Raw genomic sequence first — 2,333 nt, 5'->3', positions numbered from 1 at the left:
CGTCATCGCCGATAGTGACCGGGGCGGAACGGATGCCCGGATCGGCGCGCGGATGGCCGGCCCGAAAAATCGCCACTGTCTGTGCGAAACGCTTCTCATGATCCATCGGATGCGAGTTCGTGTCGTGGATCGCAACCCCCGAAGAAACCAGCACCCCTTTGCCAATCTTGATCCCGACCGGATCAGATGACCAGATCGTTGATCCTGCTCCCACGTAACACCAGTCCCCGATCTCAATTCGACCTTCATGCGCGAAGACCTGCAAATGCCCATCCAGATGGCTATCGGCTCCGATCTTCACCCGTGAACGGTCGCCATGGATGTTAAAGATTTCGGCTCCGGCACCGAACCGCGTTCGAGGTCCGATGATGGCATTCTCCTTGGCTGCGCCGGTGGCGATCCAAGACCAAAACCGACGACGAATTGCAAGGATAGCTGAGAAGAGGCGCATCGGCGAATGTCTGCCATATACGATCCGACTGGTCTAGACGCGATCACGCTCCAAAGTAGCCCGCGCGCGAGAGACGGCGAAGACCCTCGACGCAATAGGATCCGTACCTCAGGCCGCCCGCGGCGTTAATGTGGAGGCCGTCTGAAGTGTATGAAGCAGGCATGAAGTAGCCGAGGCCGCTCTCGCCGCCGACATCCAGATAGGCGCACGAGGTCAGCAAGGCCACCTCGCGCACCGCCCTCATGAATTGATCCAGAGTGTTGCCCTGCCCGTTGGTCCTCATGATCCTGTGGGTGGCGTGGGTGGAGTCGCCGCTGTACGGGACGAAGAAAATGATCTTCGCGTTCGGTGCCTGAGTCCTGATGGCGACGACGGCGGCCCAGAGAGCTCCGTAGAAGGTGGCCGTCGTGGTCTGCCCCAGCACACCCAGGACGACCTCCTGGGCTCCGAAGTCGTTGATACCTGCCGCGATTGTGACGACCTCGCTGTCTGCCGGTATGTTCGCAATCTGGTTGTAAATGCCGAAGCTCGCGTATGCTGTCGTCGACTGACCGAGCGACGCGCCGCTGACGCCGAGGTTTGTCAGCACCATCCTAGTCTGGCTGGCTATGACGCTGGTATAAAAACCGGCGATCGTGATGCTGTCGCCTAGCGCAGCCCACTTCAGCGCGATCAGTTCTGTGGAACCGTCCTCGTAAGGATCGCCACCTATGTCAGCCCCATTGGCCAGAAGGCCAAGGTAAAGAGCTGCATTCGCGACAGTCGTTACCCCCGCGCTCTTGGTCCACGCGGAAGTGGAGAGATTTTCAGAATCGCCAAACAGGTTCGCGCCGCCGTTGAGGTGGAGCTTGGACGATTGAACATAGAGACCAGATGCGCCATCGCCGACGTAGGGGTGCGTACCGGAGGCTGCGAAGATGCGATGCTGCCAGTTCGTCGAAGCCGAGGCCGTCGCTGTGACAGTGACCGTGCATTCATACCAGCCATTGCCGAGCGCGACGATGCTCGCACCGGTGCCGCTTGCGGTGCCGTTTTCGAGATCGAACGTGCAGTTGAAGATCGCGGCGCTATTGGAGAACAGGTTGAGCCGATAGCGTTCGGCCTTTTTGGCGATGACCTTCCAGACGACGGCGTCACCCAAGACCGCGCTCTTGGCTTGGTAGACCGAAGGGCTGGCCGATCCGCTCGGCTCGACGAGTTTCGTCGCCGACATGCGGCCAATCGCACGAATGTAGAGTTCTTCGACCGTATCCGGGAGGGTGATGAGCGATGGGGCATTTGGGCTGGTCGTAGGGGTGACCGTGACGTTCTGTTTGGTGAACGCTGCGTTGGCCGGATCGCTGCTCGGGAAGAGGTTGGCCGTCAGTCCCTGCCTGCGCAGCATGATGCTGCGAATGTACAGGCCGCTCGTGCCGTCCCCGGCATAGGGGAGATTGCCTGCCGCCGACATGCGGGCCTGCACGTTATTGGTGACGTTTGACGCCACCAGAACAACGGCTTTACATTCGAACCAGCCGCCCCCAAGGGCGGAGATGCTGGCACTGACGATGTTCGCGCCGGACGTGCTTACGACCACGCCTTCTTCGAGATTGAAGTTGGCCGTGTATGCTGCGCCAGCGGCAGTGTGAATAAGTTGGAGCATGGCCCGTTCGCCGGCCCGCGCGATCACGACATGCTCAATGGTGTCTCCCGAAACAAAAGAATATGAGCGGTAGACGGACGGGCTGACGCCTGAGCCGATGGATTCCACCATTTTAGTGGTAGGGAGGCTGAGGCCCTGAATCATCATCATGAGTTCAACAGCCGACATCAAGGAGGATGTCGCGGCGCGAACGCCAGTATCAGTCGCCACCGGCCCTGCTGTGACGTTGTACAGCCCAAG

The 2,333-nt window shown here is 60.0% G+C and carries 2 protein-coding genes; both read right to left on the bottom strand.

The genetic code is table 11. The annotated features are described in order from the left end of the window. The coding region (locus EOA85_RS33000; protein ID WP_127212505.1) for a DapH/DapD/GlmU-related protein at positions 1-451 on the bottom strand (451 nt) is incomplete at its 3' end. Positions 452-494: 43 nt separating this feature from the next. Then, the coding region (locus EOA85_RS32995) for an SGNH/GDSL hydrolase family protein (RefSeq protein ID WP_206523431.1) at positions 495-2,333 on the bottom strand (1,839 nt) is incomplete at its 5' end.

The sequence above is a fragment of the Mesorhizobium sp. M5C.F.Ca.IN.020.29.1.1 genome (assembly GCF_003997375.1).
Classification (GTDB): domain Bacteria; phylum Pseudomonadota; class Alphaproteobacteria; order Rhizobiales; family Rhizobiaceae; genus Mesorhizobium; species Mesorhizobium wenxiniae.
The sequence above is the reverse complement of the archived record's forward strand: the minus strand, read 5'-3'. Positions and strand labels throughout refer to the sequence as shown.